This window comes from Nonomuraea sp. NPDC005650, assembly GCF_040605375.1.
In the GTDB taxonomy this organism is placed as follows: Bacteria; Actinomycetota; Actinomycetes; order Streptosporangiales; family Streptosporangiaceae; genus Nonomuraea.
This window is the reverse complement of record NZ_JBEXCR010000010.1, coordinates 22,250-42,364: the sequence shown is the minus strand read 5'-3', so window position 1 is coordinate 42,364 and position 20,115 is coordinate 22,250. Positions and strand designations below refer to the sequence as shown.

At 71.5% G+C, this 20,115-nt stretch carries 19 protein-coding genes; 5 read left to right on the top strand and 14 right to left on the bottom strand.

The window, feature by feature from the left end; all coding sequences use genetic code 11:
• Nucleotides 1–44: 44 nt before the first annotated feature.
• Nucleotides 45–821, bottom strand: coding sequence for a nuclease-related domain-containing protein (locus tag ABZS69_RS18670; RefSeq protein ID WP_355373516.1), 777 nt, complete (start codon nucleotides 819–821; stop codon nucleotides 45–47).
• Between the two features lie 256 nt (nucleotides 822–1,077).
• On the opposite strand from ABZS69_RS18670, the gene ABZS69_RS18665 reads away from it, so the two are divergent.
• Both ABZS69_RS18665 and ABZS69_RS18660 read left to right on the top strand, forming a co-directional pair.
• Entirely contained in the window at nucleotides 1,078–1,368 is a 291-nt protein-coding gene (locus ABZS69_RS18665; protein ID WP_355373513.1) for a hypothetical protein, read from the top strand.
• A gap of 7 nt (nucleotides 1,369–1,375) precedes the next feature.
• Nucleotides 1,376–1,738: a DUF5130 family protein gene (locus ABZS69_RS18660; protein WP_355373511.1), complete on the top strand. Its 363-nt coding sequence runs from the start codon at nucleotides 1,376–1,378 to the stop codon at nucleotides 1,736–1,738.
• 147 nt (nucleotides 1,739–1,885) lie between these two features.
• Here the strand turns inward: ABZS69_RS18660 and ABZS69_RS18655 are convergent, their stop codons facing one another.
• The 9 genes from ABZS69_RS18655 to pepN form a co-directional block, all read right to left on the bottom strand.
• Nucleotides 1,886–2,836, bottom strand: a complete 951-nt coding sequence (locus ABZS69_RS18655; protein ID WP_355373509.1) for a hypothetical protein — start codon at nucleotides 2,834–2,836, stop codon at nucleotides 1,886–1,888.
• A 148-nt stretch (nucleotides 2,837–2,984) separates the two neighbouring features.
• Nucleotides 2,985–4,223: a protein kinase gene (locus ABZS69_RS18650; RefSeq protein ID WP_355373507.1), complete on the bottom strand. Its 1,239-nt coding sequence runs from the start codon at nucleotides 4,221–4,223 to the stop codon at nucleotides 2,985–2,987.
• Nucleotides 4,224–4,269: 46 nt separating this feature from the next.
• Nucleotides 4,270–6,525, bottom strand: coding sequence for a TIM-barrel domain-containing protein (locus tag ABZS69_RS18645; protein ID WP_355373505.1), 2,256 nt, complete (start codon nucleotides 6,523–6,525; stop codon nucleotides 4,270–4,272).
• Nucleotides 6,522–7,619, bottom strand: coding sequence for a glycoside hydrolase family 15 protein (locus ABZS69_RS18640; RefSeq protein WP_355373502.1), 1,098 nt, complete (start codon nucleotides 7,617–7,619; stop codon nucleotides 6,522–6,524). The genes ABZS69_RS18645 and ABZS69_RS18640 overlap by 4 nt, the downstream gene beginning before the upstream one ends.
• A gap of 19 nt (nucleotides 7,620–7,638) precedes the next feature.
• Nucleotides 7,639–8,883: a sugar ABC transporter substrate-binding protein gene (locus ABZS69_RS18635; RefSeq protein WP_355373499.1), complete on the bottom strand. Its 1,245-nt coding sequence runs from the start codon at nucleotides 8,881–8,883 to the stop codon at nucleotides 7,639–7,641.
• A gap of 12 nt (nucleotides 8,884–8,895) precedes the next feature.
• Nucleotides 8,896–9,702, bottom strand: a complete 807-nt coding sequence (locus ABZS69_RS18630) for a carbohydrate ABC transporter permease (RefSeq protein WP_355373497.1) — start codon at nucleotides 9,700–9,702, stop codon at nucleotides 8,896–8,898.
• Nucleotides 9,695–10,591, bottom strand: coding sequence for a sugar ABC transporter permease (locus ABZS69_RS18625; RefSeq protein WP_355373494.1), 897 nt, complete (start codon nucleotides 10,589–10,591; stop codon nucleotides 9,695–9,697). Before ABZS69_RS18625 ends, ABZS69_RS18630 begins: the two co-directional genes overlap by 8 nt.
• Entirely contained in the window at nucleotides 10,588–11,787 is a 1,200-nt protein-coding gene (locus ABZS69_RS18620; protein WP_355373492.1) for an ROK family transcriptional regulator, read from the bottom strand. The genes ABZS69_RS18625 and ABZS69_RS18620 overlap by 4 nt, the downstream gene beginning before the upstream one ends.
• 124 nt (nucleotides 11,788–11,911) lie before the next feature.
• Nucleotides 11,912–14,476 carry an aminopeptidase N gene (gene pepN, locus ABZS69_RS18615; protein WP_355373489.1) on the bottom strand — a complete coding sequence of 855 codons (2,565 nt, stop codon included), beginning with the start codon at nucleotides 14,474–14,476 and terminating at the stop codon, nucleotides 11,912–11,914.
• Nucleotides 14,477–14,686: 210 nt separating this feature from the next.
• Here pepN and ABZS69_RS18610 point away from each other — a divergent pair, with 210 nt between their 5' ends.
• Complete coding sequence (locus ABZS69_RS18610; RefSeq protein WP_355373487.1) at nucleotides 14,687–15,187, top strand: disulfide bond formation protein DsbA; 501 nt, start codon at nucleotides 14,687–14,689, stop codon at nucleotides 15,185–15,187.
• A gap of 127 nt (nucleotides 15,188–15,314) precedes the next feature.
• Nucleotides 15,315–16,718, top strand: coding sequence for an aldehyde dehydrogenase family protein (locus ABZS69_RS18605; protein ID WP_355373484.1), 1,404 nt, complete (start codon nucleotides 15,315–15,317; stop codon nucleotides 16,716–16,718).
• A gap of 88 nt (nucleotides 16,719–16,806) precedes the next feature.
• Here ABZS69_RS18605 and ABZS69_RS18600 read toward each other — a convergent pair whose 3' ends face one another.
• Together ABZS69_RS18600 and def are read right to left on the bottom strand one after the other, a co-directional pair.
• Nucleotides 16,807–17,511, bottom strand: coding sequence for an SDR family oxidoreductase (locus ABZS69_RS18600; protein WP_355373481.1), 705 nt, complete (start codon nucleotides 17,509–17,511; stop codon nucleotides 16,807–16,809).
• 36 nt (nucleotides 17,512–17,547) lie between these two features.
• Nucleotides 17,548–18,033, bottom strand: a complete 486-nt coding sequence (gene def, locus ABZS69_RS18595) for a peptide deformylase (protein ID WP_355373478.1) — start codon at nucleotides 18,031–18,033, stop codon at nucleotides 17,548–17,550.
• Between the two features lie 91 nt (nucleotides 18,034–18,124).
• Here def and ABZS69_RS18590 point away from each other — a divergent pair, with 91 nt between their 5' ends.
• On the top strand, nucleotides 18,125–18,592 hold the full coding sequence (locus tag ABZS69_RS18590; RefSeq protein WP_355373475.1) for a ribose-5-phosphate isomerase: 468 nt from the start codon (nucleotides 18,125–18,127) through the stop codon (nucleotides 18,590–18,592).
• A 3-nt stretch (nucleotides 18,593–18,595) separates the two neighbouring features.
• On the opposite strand, the gene ABZS69_RS18585 is transcribed toward ABZS69_RS18590, so the two are convergent.
• Nucleotides 18,596–18,742: a hypothetical protein gene (locus tag ABZS69_RS18585; protein WP_355373472.1), complete on the bottom strand. Its 147-nt coding sequence runs from the start codon at nucleotides 18,740–18,742 to the stop codon at nucleotides 18,596–18,598.
• A gap of 40 nt (nucleotides 18,743–18,782) precedes the next feature.
• A complete protein-coding gene (locus ABZS69_RS18580; RefSeq protein WP_355373470.1) occupies nucleotides 18,783–20,012 on the bottom strand; it encodes a GNAT family N-acetyltransferase in 1,230 nt (409 codons plus the stop codon).
• Nucleotides 20,013–20,115: the final 103 nt, after the last annotated feature.

The window sequence follows — 20,115 nt, the reverse complement described above, 5'->3', positions numbered from 1 at the left end:
GGCCCGGACCCCGCCATATCGAACGGGTATGTCCGGGCCGGGGCCTAGTCCTCGCCGTAGCGGGCGGGCAGGACCTGGGCGGCGATGTCGAAGATCCGGTCGATCTCGCCGTCGGTCAGGGCCCGCTCCCGCTTGGTGATCCACCTGCGCGCGCGGTCGCCCTGGTAGACGTCCACACCGCGGATGGTCATGATCTTCCACGGCACCGGCGGGCCGTAGATGGCGAGCGAGGGCACGACCGCGACCTCGCGGCCGAACGACTGGGTGATCAGCTCGCTGGCCTGCGACGCCTCCCATTTCGCCTCGGTGAGGCGGGCCTTCTTGTCGAAGGGGCCGTGGAAGAGCTTCTTGCCCATCTGCACGCGTACCGGAAGCCGCTTGTCCCACTTCTCGGAGTCGACCGCGTACACGCCGGTCGGGCCCACCACGAGGTGGTCGATCTGGGCCTCGCTGTTGGGGATCGCCCTGGCGTGGAGCGTGCGATAGCCGCTGCGTTCGAGCTTGCGCAGCTGCGCCTCGGTACGGCGCTCCGCCACGGACGTGCGCCGCCAGGCGGGCACGGTCGAATGGGATCGCGAGCGATAGACCGCGTCCGCGACGCCCGCGATCACCCCCGCGGTCACGCCCAGCCGCCAGTCGCTCACGAGGAAGCCCACCACCACCGCCACGCCGATCCCCACCAGGACGCGGTTGCGCAGGCGGCGGACGCGTGGTTGTTGCAGCAGGCTACGCACGGACGCGCGTTCGACGGGCGCGTACGTGGAGGTGGGCGCCGAAGGCGTCGCGGCGGCGGTCTGCTCGCTCTCTGGCCGGTCGCTCACCCAGATTGGTGACGCATTGTGACCGTCTTCTCGCTGGATGTCGGAGTCCACGTCACTCACCGTAGCTCGGAGATCGGAACGTTTCCTAGTGTTGCCCTGTCCATAGTTTTATGGCCCAGCTCATCGTGTTCCACGCATGTTTTCGGGGTATGTTCTACGTTCTTCTCTAGAGATGTCGTCTCAAAAAAGATCTTACCTGGTGGACACTCCCACGTGGGGTCTGGCCCGCTGAGCGCATCGGGATTACGTTCATGATGTGCACAGCGCAGGCGAGATTCTGCTCTTTCTCATCGGGGTGTCGTTCGGGCTGTTCATCGTGATCAGCCTGCTGGTCATGCTGCCGGGGCGGAGCGCGCAGCGCCGGGTGGAGTCCGGCCCGGTGTGGCTGGGCGGGCCGTCCAGGAGCGAGCGCGGCGTCAGCACCTCGGACCTGGTCCTGGCCGGCCGGGTGGCGCACTGGGCGGACGTTCCGGAGCACGACTGGGTGGCCGCCGCCGAGACCGCCGAGCCCGGCAGGCACGTCGGCGGAGCCTCCGCGGGATGGTGATGTGACGATGCGAGGACTGACCGCCGCACAGGCCGACGACGTCAGGCGCGCCCTGCACACCGCCGAGCGGCGCAGCGGGCTGCGGTTCGGGGTGTTCCTGGGGGATCCGGTGGGCTCGCGCCGCCACTTCGCCGAACGCCTGCACGCGGCCCTGGGCGAGGAGGCCGACGACGCCGTGGTGCTCCTCGTCGACCTGAAGGGCCGCGCGCTGGAGGTCGTGACGGGCGAGAACGCCCGCAGGCGGCTGTCGGACGGGGCCTGCCGGCTCACGGCGATGTCGATGGCCACCGCGTTCAGCGTGGGCGACCTGGTGGGCGGCCTCCTCTACGGCATCGGCGCCCTGGGGGAGCAGGCCACCGCGCGCCGGTAGAGGCGTCCGAGCGGGTTACGGCGCGCCGATAGGGGCGTTCGAGCGGGTCACGGCGCGCCGGTAGAGGCGTCCGAGCGGGCTACGGCGCGCCGATAGAGGCGTTCGGGCAGGCCACAGCGTGCCGCTGCGAGGCGTTGCCGCGCCTTGCTAGAGGCGTTCGAGCAGGCCCACGATGTGCTCGCTGACGCCGTTCAGCAGCGTCGAGGGCTCGATGGGTGCGGCGGCGACGGCCGAGAACAGCGAGGGCAGCCCGGGGAGCGGGAACCCGTCGTCCTTCATGGCCGCGGCCCCGACGGGGTTCTTGTCGAGGGCGGTGCGGCTGCGTTCCCAGGCGTCCAGCACCTCCTCGGGCGACGGCACCCCGAACCCGTGCCCCACCGGGGCCGCGTGCCGCAGCCGGACGAGGGGGCTTTCGGCGAAGGCGAGCGCCGTGCGGGCCCGGACGTGGAGGTCGGCGCGCGCCTCGGGCGCGATCCAGTCCATGGCCGTGCACGGGTTGCGGCAGGTGGCGACGCAGACGGCGAGCGCGCCGGCGACCTGGCTGTGCTGCCGATCGAAGTACGCGCGCCAGCCCTCGCCCGGCTCCAGCGACACCCGCAGCGTCCGGTTGGTGGCGGACTGCTCGGACTTGGTGTGGTCGCACTCCCGGTCGCCGATCACGCCGAAGCGGCTGCCCGGCGCGCTCAGCCCTTCGGGCCAGCGGGCCGGGTCGCCGGCGTGGCCGAGCTGGGGCTCGAAGGCCAGCAGCGGCAGGTATTCGCTGGCGATGTGGACCGCGGCGATCATCGGGCTCAGCTCGCGCCGGTGCCACCGTACGGCGATCACTTCGAGCAGCAGGCCGTACGCGGGCCGCAGCGACTCGAGCGCCCCGCGCGGCTGCTCGCGCGGCGTCTGCGGCATGTGGCACGCCCGCGCGCGCCGCCGCAGGTCGGCCGGGACGCCCTTGGCCTCGGCCGCGAAGTCCTCGGCGTCGAGGGTGATCAGCCGATGCCCGAACTCGCACACCTCGGCGATCTCCGCGGCCGGCGCGAGCGCGCCGAGATCGGCGAAGGCATAGCGGCGGGCCAGGGCGATGAGCAGGTCGCGAGTCGAGTCCACCCGAAGACTCTCTCACGACCGGCGAGCGCCCAAGGCCACGCGCCAGGGCCTCATGGGCACGGGGTCACGGGCCCGGCGTCACGGGCCCGGCGTCACGGGCCCGGCGTCACGGGCCCGGCGTCACGGGCCCGGCGTCACGGGCAGGGCGTCACGGGCAGGGCGAGCGGATGCACTGGATCTCGCCCGAGGAGTGGCTGACCGTGGGGTCGGCGGTCGGCGGCTCCTCGGGGCCGGCCGTGGTCGGCTCCGCCGTGGGCTCGGGGTCGGAGGCGGTCGGCGTGGGAGTGGGCGTCACGGTTGGGGTGGCGGAGGCCGAGGCGCTGGGGCTCGGCGCGGGCGTCACGGTGCCGTGAGCCGTCGGCTTGGGGGTCGGGGCGCGCCTGGCCGGAGGCGTGGACGGCTTCCTGGCGCTCGGCGACGGCGGGGAGACGGTGACCGAGGTGGCGTCCACGGTGGGCGACACCTCCTCGACGGTGGTCGTCGGATCGGCCGGGCGCAGCCAGACCGACCCCGCCACCACCCCCGAGATGATCACGGCGGCGGTCGCGGTGAGCACCGCCCGCATCGTGCGGTGGCGGCGAGGCGCGAGCGGCCGGTCCGGGGTGGCCAGCGCCCTGCGCGCGGCCTCCGCCATCGCCGCGGCCGAGGGCCAGCGCCGGTCGGGCGTCTTCTCCAGCGCCCGCGTCACCACCTGGCGCGGCCCGGGCGGCACGTCGTCGGGCAGGCGCGGGATGGGGGCGTTGAGGTGCTTGAAGATGATCTGTACGGGTGTGTCGCCCTGGAACGGGAGCTCCCCCGTCAGGCACTCGTACGCCACCACGCCCAGGGCGTAGACGTCGACCGCCGGCGTCACGTCGCTGGCCGTGGCCAGCTCGGGGGCGCAGTAGCCGGCCGAGCAGAGCATCGTGCCCGTGGCCGTCAGATGGCCGGCCGAGGCCGAGTGGGCGATGCCGAAGTCGGTGAGCACCACGCCGCCGTCGGTCCTGATCATGAGGTTGGCCGGCTTGACGTCGCGGTGGACGATGCCCTGCGCGTGCGCGGCGGCCAGCGCGTCGCCGACCTCCCCGATCAGCCGCATGGTGGCCTCGGCGCCGAGCGGGCCGCGCCGCAGGACGCGGTCGAGCGACTCGCCGCGCACGTATTCCATCACCAGGAAGCTGACCTGGCGGTCCTCGACCTCGCAGATGCCGTAGTCGTAGACGTCGACCACGCCGGGATGCCGGAGCGTGGCCATGGCGCGGGCCTCGTTCTGGAAGCGCTGGATGAACGCCGGGCTCTCCGACAGCGCGGGCATGAGCACCTTGACCGCCACCGCGCGCCCGAGGACCGTGTCGTCGGCACGCCACACCTCGCCCATGCCACCGCCGCCGAGACGGTCGGCGAGCACGTAGCGATCATTGAGAGTGGTCCCGGCCCCAAGCACGTACCCGAGGCTAACACCGCGCCTGGTGTGCTTTCGGCAAGTCGGTGAACACTTCCGCGAGGCGTGTCCAGTGCGCCTTCTCGCAGGTGACGGGCGGGCGATCGAGTTCGGCGGGCAGCGTCACCTCCCGGCCGCCCGGCAGGTCATGCCCGGTCCAGACGTCGACCCATTCGCCGTCCGGTAGGTACACCGAAATTTCCGAAATGCCGGGCTCGGTCACGGGGGTCACGAGAAGCGCGTCCCCGAGCTTGTACTGAAGGGGATACCGCCAGACTCGCGGGTCGCGCGGGTGGTCGAAGAACAGGCCGCGCATGAGCGGGGCGCCGCCGCCGACCGCCGTACGGGCCTGCTCCACCAGGTACGGCACCAGCCGCTCGCGCAGCTCGGCCAGCCGCCGGAACACCGGGATCACCCGTTCGTCCCCGGTCCGGGCGGCGACGTTCCACGGCGTGCGGTCCCGCAGGGGCGCGCGGTGGTGGTTGAACTCGGAGTGGTACTGCATGATCGGCATGAACGCCGCCGCCCCGGCCGCCCGCAGGTACAGCTCGGCCCCCGGCACCTCGCCGGAGAAGCCGGCCAGGTCCCAGCCCCAGTAGACGATCCCGCAGGCGGAGGCCGTGATCCCGGCCCTGATCGACGACCTGAACGCCTCCCACGTGGAGTCCTCGTCCCCGGCCCAGAAGGCGCCGTGCGGCTGCGACCCGGCGAACCCGGCCCGGCTGAACGTCACCGGCGCCTTGCCGCACGACCGCAGCAGGTCGCCGAAGGCCCGCGCGTAGTGGACGGGGAACAGCCCGTTGCCCTCCGCGCCGTCGCGCCCGTCGGCGTAGCGCAGGTCGTGGCCCCAGGCGTGCTCGCCGCCGTCCGTCTTGAACCCGTCGACGCCCACCTCCTCGACCAGGTAGCGGCGCTTGGCCGTCCACCAGTCGCGCACCTCCTGGGAGGACAGATCGGGCATGAGCGCGAGCGGGAACCACCAGCCCCGGTTGCGGTAGGGGCGGCCGTCGGGCTCGCGCACGCCGTACCCGCGCTCGACGAGCTGCCCGGCGTCCACGGCGGCCTGGTGCCTCGGGTGGGGGCGCGTCTTCTGCAGCGGGATCTGCCAGAGCAGCACCTTGATGTCCCTGCGGTGCAGCTCGTCCACCATGCCCTTGGGGTCGGGCCAGGGTCCGTCGGGCGGGAAGGCGTAGTCGGCCAGGCGGTGCGGCTCCTCGGAGGGCTCGTACTCGGCCCCTCTGAACGCTGTGAACGTGCTCTCGTCGCTCCACGCCTCGATGACCAGCGCGCCCACGGGTATGCCGTGCTCGCGGTGCCGGTCCATCTCGGCCAGCACCCGCTCCTGCGTGTTCCACTCGTTGCCGCTGGCCCACAGGCGGAACACCCACGGCGGCAGCTCCGTGGGCCGCCCGACCTCGTCGAGGAAGCCCCGCAGGACGTCGGCGGGCGCGTCGCCGTCGTGGAAGCGCACGCCCAGCTCGCCGTTCCGGCCCACCTCGGCCTCCACCAGAATCCGGCCGGGCGTGGAGGCGGCCACGTCGTACCAGGTGCGCCGCGAGGTCCGCACGTGCCAGCCCCAGCTCGCGGCCCCATGGGAGTCGGCAGAGCCCACGACCATCGCGAACGGCATCGGCAGGTAGGTGCGGCCGTGCCGCCCCTGCGCCTTGTACTGCTCGAAGACGACCGCGTCCAGCTCGCGCCCGCGCTGGTCCACGGCGTCGAACCGCTCGCCGAACCCCACGACGTGCTCCTCCGGCCCCAGCGCCAGCTCGAACCGCGCCCGCAGCGGCCCGTCGCCGTCCGACAGCCACCGCACGCTCCCCGGCACGATCCGGTCGGCGCCGGTGACGTCGAGCTTCCCTCCGTCGTCCGACCAGCTCGCCGCCGACACCTCGAACCACCTGCCGGTACGGGTCGCGCCGCCGGCGGTCGTGGCGCGGAAGCGGTAGGCGTACCGGTGCCCGGCCCGCAGCGCGGGCGTCCGGACGGCCCACGACCCGGCGGCCGCCCGCGTGGCCCTGGCCTGGGCGGCGGCCAGATGCCCGCCGTCCGCACCCGCACCCGCACTTGCACCCGTGTCGCGCCTGGTCAGGGGGAGCTCGACCGGCGGCGCGCCGTCGGCGGCCCACTCGCACACCACGGCGACCGCGTTCGCCGAGGCCCGCACCCGCAGCTCCACCGGCTCCCCGTCGGCGGGTCTGGCCGGGACGCGCTGGTCCTCGGTCTCGGCGTACGGGTGCCCCGAGCCGTGCGGCCGATGCCGGATCATGCGTGTACTCCCAGTTCGTCGGCGAGGATCAGATACATGCCGTGCGACCACAGCAGCGGCGTGGCCACGGGCCCCCAGCGGTCGAGCCACTCCTGCCGCCGCCCGGGTGCCAGCAGCAGGTCGGACACCTGCTCGGGCAGGTCACCGTCGGCGGTGGCCTGGGCGGCCATCCAGTCCAGATACCGCCGGGCCGCGTCGGGGCGTCCCGCCCTGGCGTGGTTCCAGCCGAGGAAACCGGCCAGCAGCACCCACCGCCCCCCGCCGTAGAAGGTGTCGGCGAGGTAGCGATACACCCCGCCGTCCCTGGCGAGCGCACGCTCCACCGCGGCGACCGTCGCCGCCCCGACCGGGTGCGCGGCCGGGTAGAGGCCGAACGGCTCCACGCACGCGAGCAGGCTGGCGTCCACGGCGTCGCCGCCGAGCCACTTCCGCAGCCGCGGCGGGCCGGACCCGTCCCGGACGAGGCCCTCGCGTTCCACCAGCGCCGTGATGCCCGCGACCGCCTCGCCGGCCGACGCCTCCTCGGCCGCGCTCAGCACGCCGAGCGCGGCGGCGGCGCGCAGCCCCGCGTGGATCGCGCCGAGCGTGGCCACGTGCCGCTGCTCGACGTGCTCCTCCCACCAGTCGTAGCAGGGCAGGTGCCAGAACGCCGCCAGGTATCGGACGGCCGTCCTGACCCCCTTCTCGACGCCGGGGACCACCGCGCCGTGCCGCGCGCAGTGCTCGCGCAGCGCCCAGAGCCACGTCCCGTACCCGTCGAGCTGGAAGTCCCACCAGTCGTCGGCCCCGTCCGCCCCGTCGAGGGTGAAGCGGGTCGGCAGCATCTCCGCGACCGGTACGGCCTCGCCCCGGGCGGCCCGCGAGACCAGCGAGTCCACCTGGTCCGCCCGGTCCGCGACCACCCGGGCGCACCAGGCGTGGAAGGCGTCCGCCTCGGCCACGTCGCCGTGCCTGCTCACCCCCTCGGCGATGAACGCCCCGTCCCGCAGCCACGAGTAGCCGCGGTAGGCGGAGAAGGTGGGCGAGGCCGGATAGGCCCCGGTGGGGGACTGCAACCTCTTGATCACGTCGAGGCTGTGCGCGACGAGGGACAACGAGAACTCTCCTAAAAGATCAGCCGAGCAGGGCGTTCACGTCGGCGGCGGCGGCCTTGAGCGCGTCCGCCACCGGCTTGCGCCCGGCCGCGGCCTCGCCGAGCTGCTTGGTCACCGCGTCCTGCATCTCCTGCTGCCGCTTGATGACCGGCGGCAGCGCGATGGACTTGAGCGAGTCGAACACGGCCTGCCGGTTGGCCGGCTTCGGGTCCTTGAGGTAGCCGGCGAGCACCTGCTGGTCGGCCACCGGCGGCAGCTCCCAGGAGGACTCGACGCGCGTGGTGGCCGCGGTGTCCGAGGAGGACAGGAAGCGGGCCCACGCCCCCGCCTGCTCGGCGTGCTTCGTGGTCGACGAGGCGGCCACCGCGTTGTGGAAGACCGCGCTGGCCTTGGCGGCGTCACCGGGCTCGACGACCACGTCCCACTCGAACGGCACGTCCTTCAGCCCGGCGAACTGCCAGATGCCGTTGTGCCACATGGCGAGCTTGCCGGACTTGAAGAGGTTCGTGTCGTAGTCGGCGGTGCCGCCGATCTCGGCCTCGGTCGGCATGGTCTTGCCCACCTTGGAGACCAGCCACTGCGCCGCCTTGACGCCCTGCGGGCTGTCGAACGCCGCCTTCTTCCCGCCGGCCGACAGGAACTCGCCGCCCGCCTGCTTGAGCGTCTTGTAGAACTCGAAGAACTGCACCGGCTGGAAGTCGCCGTACACGCCCTTCTTGCGGTCGGTCAGCTTCGCCGCGGCCGCCTGCTCGTCGGCCCACGTCCAGTCCGCCGTCGGCAGGGCGACCCCGGCCTTCTCGAACAGGTCCTTGTTGTAGAAGAGCACGACCGTCGAGAACGACGCGGGCAGGGCGTACTGCTTGCCGTCGCGCTTGAACGCGTCGAGCGACTCCTGCGCATACGCCGAGGTGTCGCCGCCCGCCAGGTCGAGCAGGGAGCCGGCGCCGGCGTAGGTGACGAAGTTCTCGTAGTTGAGCTCGAACGTGTCCGGCGCGGTGCCGCCCGCGATGCTGGTCTGGAGCTTGGTGAAGTACTCGTCGAACGGCGCGGTCTCGACGACCACGTCCACCTTCGGGTTCTGCTTCTCGAAGGCCTTCTCGATCTTGTCCAGGTCTTTGACGTGGTCGGGGGCCGCCGAGAACGTGAAGTACCGCAGCGTCACCCGGCCGTCCGCGCCGGTCGTGGCCTTCGTGGCCGAACCCTGGGCACAGGCGGAGGCGAGCAGCGCGGTGGCCGCCGCAACGATGAGGAAATGTCTGGACATGGGGGGATTCCTTTACTTGAGCCCGCTCTGCGCGACGCTGGCGATGACGTGTTTCTGCGCGAAGACGTAGAGGATGAGGATCGGTACGACGCTGACCACCGAGCCCGCCATGACCACGTCCCACTCGGTGGTGAACTGGCCGTGCAGCGTCGCCAGGCCCAGGGGGAGGGTCATGAACTCGGGCGACTTGATGATGATCAGCGGCCAGAGGTAGCTGTTCCAGCTGGCCATGAAGCCGAAGATGGCGAACGTGGCCAGCGCCGGGCGGATCAGCGGCAGCACCACGTACAGAAAGATCCGGAAATGTCCGGCGCCGTCCAGCACCGCCGCCTCGTCGAACTCCCGGGGCACCTGATTGATCGCCTGCCGCAGCAGGAACACCCCGAACGCCGAGGCGATCGTCGGCGCGAGCAGCGCGAAGTACGTGTCGACCAGGTTGAACGTGCGCATCTCGATGAACAGCGGCACGACCAGCACCGGCAGCGGCATCATCAACGTCGCGAGATAGACCGAGAACAACGCGCCCCTGCCGGGGAACGGCAGCCGCGCGAACGCGTAGGCCGCCATCGCGCTCGTGACGAGTTGCAGGGCGGTCGAGGCGGCGCCGATCCAGGCGCTGTTGAGCACGATGCGCCAGAACGGCAGCGTCTCCAGCAGCTTGCCGTACGCGTCGAGGCTCGCGCCCTCGGGCGTGAAGTCGGGCGGCACGGCCAGCACCGCGTCACCGGGCGTGACGGAGGTGATCACCGCCCACGCGAACGGGAACAGCATCGCCAGCGCGCCCAGCCCGACCAGCAGGTAGCGGAGGACCCTACCCATAGGTCACCCACCGCCGCTGGCCCCGGATCTGCACGACGGTCACCAGCAGCACCACGGCGAACAGCAGCCACGACAGCGCCGAGGCCGCGCCCGCCCTGCCGTACCTGAAGGTGAGGTCGTAGATCTGCGACACCACCACCTGCGTCGCGCCCCCGGGACCGCCGCCGGTCATGATCTTGACCTGGTCGAAGACCTGGAAGCCGTTGATCAGCGAGATCACGATCACGAAGAACGTCGAGGGGGACAGCAGCGGCAGCGTGATGTGCCGGAACCTGCGCCAGGCAGACGCGCCGTCCACCATGGCGGCCTCCTGGTACTCGCGGGGGATCGCCTGCAGCCCGGCCAGCAGGATGATCATCACGAAGCCCAGGTCCTTCCAGGCCGAGGCGAGGATGATCGACGGCATTGCCCAGTCCGGGTCGGTCCACCAGCCGGGGCCGCTGATCCCGAGCAGGCCGAGCGCCCAGTTGACGATGCCGCTGGCGGGGTTGAGCAGCCACTTCCACATCAGCGCGACGACCACCCAGCTCGTGATCACCGGCAGGAAGTACACGCCGCGCAGCAGGCTCCGGCCCCGCATCGCCCGGTTCAGCAGCACGGCCAGGCCCAGCCCGCCGACGTAGACGAGCGGCAGGTAGCCGGCGATGAAGGAGAGCGTGTGCAGGAAGGCCGCCCGGGTCTCGGGGTCGCCGATCAGCTCGATGTAGTTGTCCAGGCCGACCCAGCGCATCTCGGTGATGAGGTCCCACTCGTGCAGGCTCGTCCATAACGAGCCGAGCATCGGGATGAGCGTGTAGAGGGTCAGGGGGACGAGGCTGGGGAGCAGGAACACGGCGACGGTGAGCCCGTACCGCCAGCCCTTCCTGGGCGGGCCCTGGGTGAGGGTCACGGCGCCGCCCCGATCAGGCGGGCGCGTACCAGGCGGCCCTGCTCGCCCGCCGCCCCCGCGGCGTCGAACGGGGTGGCCAGCACCAGGGCCGCCGCGCCCTGGGCCCAGCTCGTGTCGTCCCAGCTCTCCACCTCGACGGAGATGTCGCGCCGGCCCGGGTAGAGCTGCGCCCTGAGCGCCGCGTCGAAGCTCGCCCGCCAGAACGGCCAGTCGGCCGTCCCCTCGCCGAGCACGACCACGACCTCGGGGTCGACGACGTTGATGAGCCCGGCGGTGGCCCGGCCCAGGATGGCCCCGGCCTCGGCGAACACCTCCCGCGCCCCCGCCTCGCCCCCGGCGGCGGCCCGCCCGAGCGCCGGCAGATCGAGATGGACGTTCTTGGCCCGGGCCGCGGCGACCAGGCCCGCGGCGCCGACGTACGCCTCCAGGCAGCCCCGGGCCCCGCACCCGCACACCGGCCCGCCGGGGTCCACCGGCAGGTGGCCGAACTCGCCCGCGCCGCCGCGCGCCCCCCGGTACACCCGCCCGTCCGCCACGATCGCCGCGCCCACGCCGCGCCCGATCGTCACCACGAGGAAGTCCCGGTGCGTACGCCCCCGCCCGTACAGCCGCTCGGCCGCCGCCAGCGCGTTCACGTCGTTCTCCACCAGCACCGGAAGTTCGAGCCGGCGGCGCAGCCAATCGCCCACCGCCATGGCCTGCCACCCGAGCGTGGGCGCGTTCACCGTCCCGGCCGCCTGGTCGTCCACGCTGCCGGGCACCCCGACCCCGACTCCCAGCAGCGGCGGCGTCCGCTCGTCGGCCGAGCTCTCCGCCACCACGGACGAGATCGCCCCCGCCAGCGAGTCGAGCGCGTCGGGCGCGGCCGGGTCGAAGGGCCGCTCCCAGGAGCCCAGCACCTCCCCGTCGAGCCGAACGTCGACGAGCACCAGGTGATCGGCCGTCACCTTGACGCCCAGCGCCCGCCCCGCGCTGCCCACCAGCCCCAGCCGCACGGCGGGCCGCCCGCCGCGCGACGGCTTCAGGTCGAGCTCCTCGAGCATCCCGTGCCCCATGAGCTCGCGCGTGAGCTGGGTGACGGTGGCCGGGCTGAGGTCGAGCCGGCGCGCTATCTCGCTGCGGCTGAGCGGCCCGACCGTGCCCAGCAGGGCGAGGATCGCCGTCCGGGTGAGGTCGCCGCGATCGGTGCTTACCATGCGATAGGGGACTTTCTTCAGAAGTAAAGTTAGTCCCGAAATATCCCCCTCGTGCGGGCCGCCTGTCAACCCCCGGACACGCGAAAGGACCCCCGCCGGTGTGGGCGGGGGTCCTTTCGGTGCCTCAGGCGGACTCGGCGTCCTTCTCGCGGTTGCGCAGTGCCCGGCTGACGCCGTCGGCGCCCTCCAGGATCAGCCGCCGCAGCGCCTGCGGCGGCTGCTCGGCCGTCAGGTAGTCCTGCGCGGCCCGCACCGTCTCCGGCTCGATGAGCAGCGCGGGGAAGCACCCCACCGCGAAGTTCGACGCCTGGTCGAACGTCCACTCCCGGTAGATCCGCCCCACCTCGGCGAAGTACTTCTCCCGGTACGGCGCCAGCAGCTCGGGGTGGTGCGGGTCCTGGAACCCGGCGATCGTCGTACGCGCGATGTGGTTGGCCAGCTTGCCGCCCACGACCCGCTCCCAGGCGGCCGCCTTGGCCTCGGCGGTCGGGATCGCGGCCCGGCACTGCGCCGCCGACCGCTCACCCGTGGCGGTAGGGTCCCGCTCCAGCTCGGCGTCGATGTCGGCCTCGCCCAGCCGGCCGCCGGCGACCAGCGCGTGCACGAGCGACCAGCGCAGGTCGGCGTCCACGCTCAGGCCCTCGGGCACCTCGGAGCCGTCGAGGATGCGCTGCAGCAGGTCGAGGTCCGCGCCGGAGGTGGCCACCGGCCCGAACGCCTGCAGGAACGCGAGCTGGTGGTCGGAGCCCGGCGCGGCCTGGGCGAGCCGCTCGCGCAGCTCCGCGGCCAGCAGCGACAGGCCCTCGGCCCGCCAGGCCGGGTCCGCGTACTGCTGGACGGCCAGGCGCGCCTGCCGCAGCACCGCCTGCAGGACCGTGATGTCCTTGAGCGTGGCGGCGCCGGAGATGACCAGCCTGACGTAGTCGCGCGTGGCCATCTCGCCGTCACGGGTCATGTCCCAGGCCGCCGACCAGCACAGGGCCCGCGGCAGCGACTCGGTGAACGCCGCGATGCCGCCCTCGACCAGCGTCCGCATCGAGCGATCGTCGAGGCGGATCTTGGCGTAGGTGAGGTCGTCGTCGTTGAGCAGCACCAGGTCCGGCTGCTCCTCGCCGACCAGCTGGGCCACGCTCGTACGGGGGCCGACCACGTCCAGCTCGACCCGCTTGGTCTGCTTCAGCTCGCCGTCCACCAGCGAGTACAGGCCGATCGCGACCCGGTGCGAGCGCAGCGTCGGGTGCTCGGCGGGCGCCTCCTGCACCACCTCGAAGCCGGTGAACCGGCCGTCGGACACCTCGAACGCGGGCCGCAGCGTGTTGACCCAGGACGTCTCCAGCCATTCCTTCGACCAGGACGACAGGTCGCGGCCAGAGGTCCGCTCCAGGGCGTTGAGCAGGTCCTTCAGCTCGGTGTTGCCCCAGGCGTGCTCGGCGAAGTAGTCGCGCACGCCGGCCAGGAAGTTGTCCAGGCCGACGTAGGCCACGAGCTGCTTGAGCACCGAGGCGCCCTTGGCGTACGTGATGCCGTCGAAGTTGACCTCGACCGCCTGCATGTCCGGGATGTCCGCGGCGATGGGGTGGGTCGAGGGGAGCTGGTCCTGGCGGTAGGCCCAGGCCTTCTCCACGTTCGCGAACGTGGTCCACGCGCCCTTGCCCCACCTGGTCGCCTCGGCCTGCGCCAGGACGGACATGTAGGTGGCGAACGACTCGTTCAGCCACAGGTCGTCCCACCAGCGCATGGTGACCAGGTCGCCGAACCACATGTGCGCCATCTCGTGCAGGATCGTCTCGGCGCGCCGCTCGACCACCGCGTCGGTGACGCGGGAGCGGAAGACGTAGTCCTCCAGGAACGTCACGCAGCCCGCGTTCTCCATGGCGCCGGCGTTGAACTCGGGCACGAAGCACTGGTCGTACTTCCCGAACGGGTAACGCACCCCGAACACCTTGTGGAAGAAGTCGAAGCCCTGCCGGGTGACCTCGAGGATGTTGTCGGCGTCGAGGTGCTCGGCCAGCGAGGCCCGGCAGAAGATCCCCAGCGGGATGCCGTCGTGCTCCGAGGTCACCTTGTGGTACGGCCCCGCCACCAGCGCGGTGATGTACGTCGAGATGGCCGCCGTGGGCGGGAACTCCCACCGCCTGGCCGGAGCCACCGCCCCGTGCCTGCCGCCCTGCTCCGCCAGCTCCTCGACCGCCGAGGCGGCGGCGTTGGAGACGACCTCCCAGTCGGCCGGGGCCAGCACGGTGAGCTGGAAGGTGGCCTTGAGGTCGGGCTGGTCGAAACAGGCGTACATGCGGTGCGCGTCGGCCGTCTCGAACTGGCTGTGCAGGTAGACCTTCTTGTCCACCGGGTCGACGAAGCGGTGCAGGCCCTCGCCGGTGCGCATGTAGCTGCAGTCGGCGTCCACGCGAAGCTCGTTGGACTCGGCCAGCGACGGGAGCGGGAAGCGGCCCTTCTCCTCGTCGTAGGCGGACACGTCGAGGTCCTCGCCGTTGAGCGTCACCCTGCGCACATGGGCGCCGTGCAGGTCGATGAAGGTGGACGCGCCTGGCCGGGCGCTGGTGAAGCGGGCCGTCGTGACGCTCTCGAAGCGCTCTTCCCCCTCGGTCAGGTCGAGTGCGACCTCGTACGACTCCACCTTCAGCAACCGGGCGCGCTCACGAGCCTCGTCCCGGGTCAGGTTGCCTGCCAAGTTGCGCTCCTTTTCACCACTTCATCGAAGTCTGTCGGAATCGTGCCACGCTGGGAATAGGACTCGATCCACCTCAGGTTACGGGTCCACATGAGCGAAAAGATTCCCGTGGATCTGTGGTTCGATCCTGCCTGCCCCTTCGCATGGGTCACGTCACGATGGCTTCTCGAAGTCGAGAAGGTCCGTCCCATCGAGCCTCGCTGGCGCATCATGTCCCTCTACGTCCTCAACGCGGACAAGGACATCCCGGATGAGTACCGCAAGTCGACCGAGCGGGCCAGGGGCACCGTCCGCGTGGTGGCCGCCGCGGCCGCCAAGCACGGCGACCAGATCCTCGGGCAGCTCTACACCGAACTCGGCACCCGCCTGCACAACCAGGGCCTGAGCAAGGAGCCGGAGCGCCTGCGCGAGGTCATCGCGGGCGCGCTCGAAGCGACGGGGCTCGAGAAGGAGCTCATCGAGGCCATCGACTCCGACGAATTCGACGAGGCCATCCGCACCTCCCACAACGAGGGCATCGACCTCGTCGGCCAGGAGGTCGGCACCCCGGTCATCCGGGTCGGTGCCAACGCCTTCTTCGGACCGGTAATCACCAAGATCATCAGGGGTGAGGACGCGGGCCGGCTCTGGGACGGCGTGCTCGCCGTCACCTCCTTCGAGGACTTCTTCGAACTCAAGCGCAGCCGCACAAAGCGGCCCGAATTCGACTAACCCTCTCATTCTTAGGGGGCCAATCGTCGTACGCTGACGGAAGAACGCTGCTTGCGGTGTAGAAGACTTATCCCCGCCTCAGGATGAGGCTCTCACCGCCACCTTCGGTGCTGACAGGATGGTGGCTATGCGTCAGCTGTACATCGGCGGCTCCTGGACCGCTTCCGCGTCGGACGAGTCCATCGACGTCGTCAACCCGGCCACGGAAGAGATCGTCGACCGCGTGCCCGCGGGGTCTCCCGACGACGTCGAAGCGGCCGCGGGCGCCGCTCGAAAGGCTTTCCCCGGCTGGTCGGAAACGGCCGCCTCGGAGCGCGGCAAGCTGCTCGGCGACGCCGCCGAGCTGCTGAAGCAGCGCTCCGAGGAGATCGCCAAGACGATCGCCACCGACATGGGGGCGCCGCTGGGCTTCGCGCGCAAGGTGCAGACGCTCATGCCGGCGGGCGTGCTGTCCTCCTACGCGCAGCTGGCCGAGAGCCATCCCCGCGAGTCACGCGTGGGCAACTCGATGGTGGTCAAGGAGCCCGTGGGGGTGGTGGCCGCGATCACCCCGTGGAACTACCCGCTGCACCAGATCGTCTGCAAGGTGGCCCCGGCGCTGGCCGCCGGCTGCACCGTGGTGCTCAAGCCGAGCGAGGTGGCGCCGCTGGCGGCGTACGCGCTGGCGGAGATCTTCGCCGAGGTGGGTCTGCCGCCGGGCGTGTTCAACCTGGTCAGCGGGCGCGGCCCGGTCGTCGGCGAGGCCATGGCCGCCCACCCCGAGGTGGACATGGTCTCCTTCACCGGCTCGACCGCCGCCGGGCGCAGGGTGGCCTCGCTCGCCGCCGAGTCCGTCAAGCGGGTCGCGCTGGAGCTCGGGGGCAAGTCGGCGAACATCATCCTCCCCGACGCCGACCTGGCGCTGGCCGTCAAGGTCGGCGTCGCCAACTGCTTCGTCAACGCCGGCCAGACCTGCTCGGCGTTGACCCGGATGATCGTCCACCGCGACCAGTATGACGAGGCCGTCCGCCTGGCCGTCGCGGCGGCGCGCGGCTACACCGTCGGCGACCCCTTCGACGAGTCCACCAAGATCGGCCCGCTGGTCTCCGCCGTCCAGCGCGACCGCGTGGTCCGCTACATCAACCGGGGCCAGGAGGAGGGCGCCCGGCTGGTGACCGGCGGCACCGAGCGGCCCCACGAGCGGGGCTACTACGTGGAGCCCACCGTGTTCGCGGGGGTGGAGCCGGGGATGACGATCGAGCAGGAGGAGATCTTCGGGCCGGTGCTGTCGCTGATCCCGTACACGAGCGAGGACAACGCGGTCGCGATCGCCAACAACACGAAGTACGGCCTGGCCGGAGCGGTCTGGGCGGCCGGCGAGGACCACGCGATCGCGGTCGCCCGGCGGCTGCGCACGGGGCAGGTGGCCATCAACGGCGGCCGGTTCAACCCACTGGCCCCGTTCGGCGGCTACAAGCAGTCGGGGGTGGGGCGCGAGCTGGGGGAGCAGGGGCTCGAGGAATACCTCGAAACGAAGGCCATGCAGCTCTGACGCACGCTTGCTGCGCCGTTCGTATGCGTCGGAGCGGCTGTGGGCGGCGCCGCCCCCGACGTGAGGGACGACGCCGAGGGGAAGGGGGTCAGACGAGCAGGCCGCCCGTGGCGTTCAGGTTCTGCCCGGTGATCCAGCGCCCGTCCGGTCCCGCCAGGAAGGCGACCACGGAGGCGATGTCGTCGGGCTGCCCGAGCCGCTGCAGCGCCGTCATCGCCGCGGTCCGCTCCAGCGCCTCCGGCGGATTGGTGCCACGCAGCATGTCGGTGTCGGTGGCGCCGGACGAGACCACGTTGACGGTGATCCCGCGCCCGCCCAGCTCCCGCGCCGCCACCTTGGCGAACTGCTCGACGGCCCCCTTGCTGCCGCAGTAGAGCGTCAGGGCGGGAGCGGGCACCTGGGTGTTGAGCGTGGAGATGTTGACGATGCGCCCGCCGTCGCGCATCACCCGCGCGGCCCACTGCATGGCCAGGTAGACCGACCGGGTGTTGACCGCGAACACCCGGTCGTACTCCTCGTCCGTGATCTCCGCCATGGGCTTCTGCCCGAGGACGGCGGCGGCGTTGTTGACCAGGATGTCGAGCCCGGGCAGCCGCGACTCGGCCGCGCCGAACAGCCGCGCCAGATCCTCCTTGCTGCCCAGATCCGCCTGTACGGCGTGCGCGCCCGTCTCCTTGGCGACCTGCTCCGCGGCCTCGGCCGAACGCTCGTAGCAGAAGACGACCTCCGCCCCGTCGGCGGTCAGCCGCTCCACGATGGCCTTGCCGATTCCCCTGGATCCTCCTGTGACCAACGCACCTTTCCCGGAAAGTATGCTCATGCGCCCAACCTATGCTCTGAGCATGATCTTGCGGGCTTCGTTTCGCGGTAGGCGATCGACGTACAGCTTGCCGTCGAGATGCTCGGTCTCGTGCTGGAAGCAGCGCGCCAGCGACCCGCGGGCCTTGATCCGTACCGGGCGCTGCAGCCTGTCGATCCCCTCGACGGTCACGCCCGCGGCCCGCGCCACCGGGGCGTAGATCGGCAGCCGCGTCTGCCGGTCGGGCACGGACAGGCAGCCCTCCTCGTCCGTCACCTCCTCCGGGTCGTCGACGGTCAGCACCGGGTTGATCATGTGGCCCTTGCGCCCGGCGATGTCGTACACGAACAGCCGGCGCGACACGCCGATCTGCGGGCCGGCCAGGCCCACGCCGTTGACGGCGTACATCGACTGGAACATCTCGTCGATCAGCCGGCGCAGCTCGCGGTCGAAATCCGTCACGGGCTCGGCGGGCGTGCGCAGGACCGGATCGCCGATGACGCGGATCTCACGCATGGATTTCTACTTTCGTAAGGACTGGACAACGGTAGGGGTCCTTACTCTAGCCAGCGCGGCCCATCGGCGGGGGCTGTGGAAGACTGGGCGGGTGCGTGTCTACATCGGTGCCGACCATGCCGGCTATGAGCTCAAGAACCACCTCGTGTCCTGGCTGAAGGACCACGGTCACGAGGTGACCGACTGCGGTCCCTTCGTCTACGACGCCGAGGACGACTATCCCGCGTTCGTGCTGCGCGCCGCCGAGGGTGTCGCGGGCGACCCCGGCAGCCTGGGGGTGGTCATCGGCGGCTCCGGCAACGGCGAGCAGATCGCCGCCAACAAGGTGCGCGGCATCCGCGCCGCGCTGGCCTGGAGCGAGGAGACGGCCAGTCTCGCCCGCGAGCACAACAACGCCAACGTGGTCAGCGTCGGCGCGCGCATGCACTCCCTGGAAGACGCCACCAGGTTCGTGGAGGTCTTCCTGGGCACGGCGTTCTCCGGCAGCGAGCGCCACAGCAGGCGCATCGCGCAGTTGACCACGTACGAGACGATCGGCCAGCTGCCCTCGCTGCCCTAGCCCTCAGCCCTTGCGCTTGACCTCGCGCCTGGGCATCTCGTCGCGCAGAGGCCGCCGGTCGGCGGCCTCCTGCTGCTCCTTCGACGGTTTCGACACGTCGCGGGCGCGCATGGCGATGGTCGCGGTGATCTGCAGGCTCTGCAATGCCATGCCTTCGACCTTACGCCAGCATGGTCGGAGTGGGGGGTCGTCAGAAGACGTAGCCGCACCACGGTTTCGGGCTCCACGACATCGCGGTGGCCAGCGCGCGCACCGAGCCGCGGGTGTGCTCGCGCAGCAGGCCCGCCCCCATCGACTCCACGAGCAGGCCGTCGCCCATGTACGCCGAGCCGAGCGTGACCACCGGCAGCGTCACGTCCGGCTCCTCCTCGGCCGGCTTGCACTCGGCGCCGGTGGGGTCGGCGGTCAGCCGCCAGCGGCCGGCGTTCCACGGGCACACGTCGTCCTCGACCTCGATCACCACGTTCACCGGCGCCGAGTACGCGCGTGCGGCCAGCGCCTTGTCGACCTCGACCACGCGTACCCACAGCTCGTCGGCCCAGGTCGCGCGGAGCTGGCGCTGGTCGGCGATCAGCGCGATCAGCGGGTCGTCCGCGGGCCGGCCGCCCGCCTCGACCTTGGAGACGAGGTCGCGGTCCAGGACGCTGCGCCAGAGCAGGGCGTAGGCCGCCGGATCGGTCGCCTCCAGCTCCTGCAGCTTCAGCTCCCCGTCGGGGATGCCGTTGGCGTCCCAGGCCGTCTTGATGCGGAACAGCGCGTATCCGCGCACGCCGCCGTCGTCCTCGGCGAGCACCGAGCGCAGCGGCCCGTTGCCCTGCTGGTCGAACTCCTCGTCGGCCAGCATCGCGTCCCAGCGGTGCGGATTGCGCTCGTAGCGTCCCGGGTGCCTGGTCACGACGGAGGCGAACACCCGCTCCAGGTCGGCGCGGACGTCGGCGGGGGTGGCCACCCTGATCCTCAGCGACGGGTCCACCGGGGCGTTCCTGACGAAGGCCGAGCCGGCCTTGCTGATGCGGAACGACAGCTCCTGCGCGGCCTTGCCGTATCCGTACCGGCCGTAAATGGCGGGTTCGGAGGCGTAGAGGGCGGCGACGCTCTCGCCGCGCTCGCGGATGTCGGCGAGCTGCCGGCGCATCAGCGCGGACAGGATGCCGCGGCGGCGGTGCGAGGGGAGCACGCCGACGTTCGTCACGGCCCCGACGGGGAGCCGGCCGCCGGGGACGGTCATGGTGAAGCTCAGGACGGCGGCGACGCCCGCGACGACGTCGCCGTCGAAGGCCGCCAGAGTGCGATCGAACTCGGTCTCCGCCTTGAACCGGTCCCGCTGCTGGGGGTGCGGCGTCCAGCCGAACGCTTCTTCGAGGACCGAGAAGTAGGCCGGCCACTCGGATTCGTCAATCGGACGGATCGGATACGTCATCCGTCCACGGTAGGAGCGGGCAAAGGGGGACGGCCACCCAATATACGTGCTTAATGATCAAGGCCTTGGTCAAGTGGGCTGCCCAAACACGGGTCAGACCGAT

Excerpts from the sequence above, each read along its gene's own strand:
- ABZS69_RS18660 (WP_355373511.1), top strand. The coding sequence starts at position 1,376 with ATGCGAGGACTGACCGCCGCACAGGCCGACGACGTCAGGCGCGCCCTG.
- ABZS69_RS18645 (WP_355373505.1), bottom strand. The coding sequence starts at position 6,525 with ATGATCCGGCATCGGCCGCACGGCTCGGGGCACCCGTACGCCGAGACC.
- ABZS69_RS18635 (WP_355373499.1), bottom strand. The coding sequence starts at position 8,883 with ATGTCCAGACATTTCCTCATCGTTGCGGCGGCCACCGCGCTGCTCGCC.
- ABZS69_RS18630 (WP_355373497.1), bottom strand. The coding sequence starts at position 9,702 with ATGGGTAGGGTCCTCCGCTACCTGCTGGTCGGGCTGGGCGCGCTGGCG.
- ABZS69_RS18620 (WP_355373492.1), bottom strand. The coding sequence starts at position 11,787 with ATGGTAAGCACCGATCGCGGCGACCTCACCCGGACGGCGATCCTCGCC.
- ABZS69_RS18610 (WP_355373487.1), top strand. The coding sequence starts at position 14,687 with ATGTCCCTCTACGTCCTCAACGCGGACAAGGACATCCCGGATGAGTAC.
- ABZS69_RS18605 (WP_355373484.1), top strand. The coding sequence starts at position 15,315 with ATGCGTCAGCTGTACATCGGCGGCTCCTGGACCGCTTCCGCGTCGGAC.
- def (WP_355373478.1), bottom strand. The coding sequence starts at position 18,033 with ATGCGTGAGATCCGCGTCATCGGCGATCCGGTCCTGCGCACGCCCGCC.
- ABZS69_RS18585 (WP_355373472.1), bottom strand. The coding sequence starts at position 18,742 with ATGGCATTGCAGAGCCTGCAGATCACCGCGACCATCGCCATGCGCGCC.
- ABZS69_RS18580 (WP_355373470.1), bottom strand. The coding sequence starts at position 20,012 with ATGACGTATCCGATCCGTCCGATTGACGAATCCGAGTGGCCGGCCTAC.